1 pseudogene is annotated in these 990 nt (G+C 48.1%); it reads left to right on the forward strand.

Annotated elements, in window-relative coordinates:
* Window positions 1-990, forward strand: a pseudogene (locus CIK04_RS26085) (ATP-dependent metallopeptidase FtsH/Yme1/Tma family protein); the annotation flags it as partial.

The following is a 990-nucleotide window of genomic DNA, read 5'->3' on the forward strand; positions in this document are numbered from 1 at the left end:
AGACGGTGAAATTACCTTCGTTAGACGTGGCGGCGGCGGTAAGTTTGTAACTTACATGCCGGTATACGATCAGAAATTGCTGGACGACCTGATCAACCAAAACGTTAAAGTACAAGGTACGCCTCCAGAAGAGCAAAGCTTGCTCGGTACTATCTTTATTTCCTGGTTCCCAATGATTCTACTCTGATTCGGTGTATGGATTTCTTCATGCGTCAAATGCAAGGTGGCGGTGGCAAAGGTGCCATGTCATTTGGTAAGAGCAAAGCTCGCATGATGAGTGAAGAGCAGATCAAAACGACGTTGGTGATGTTCGCAGGTGTGACGAAGCCAAAGAAAGACGTTAAAGAGCTAGTGGATTATCTCACGTGACCCAAGCCGTTTCCAGAAGCTGGGTGGTAAGATTCCAACTGGTGTTTTGATGGTGGGCCCTCCAGGTACGGGTAAAACCTTATTGGCAAAAGCCATTGCTGGTGAGGCGAAAGTCCCATTTTTCACTATTTCCGGTTCTGACTTCGTTGAAATGTTTGTTGGTGTTGGTGCATCGCGTGTTCGTGATATGTTCGAACAGGCAAAAAAGCCTCACCATGTATCATTTCATTTGATGAATTGAACGCCGTAGGTCGCCAACGTGGTGCCGGTGTTGGTGGTGGTCACGATGAACGTGAACAAACACTAAACCAAATGCTAGTAGAAATGGATGGTTTCGAAGGTAACGAAGGCATTATCGTTATTGCGGCAACCAACCGTCCAGATGTTTTGGACCCTGCACTGCTGCGTCCTGGGCGTTTTGACCGTCAAGTTGTGGTCGGTCTGCCCGACGTACGTGGTCGTGAACAGATCCTAAAAGTGCATATGCGTAAAGTACGCTAGCGGGTGACGTTGAGCCTTCTCTTATTGCGCGTGGTACACCAGGGTTTTCGGGTGCTGATTTGGCCAACCTAGTTAACGAAGCAGCACTATTTGCTGCGCGTGGCAATAAACGCAATGTCT

This window comes from Vibrio sp. 03_296, assembly GCF_002265885.1.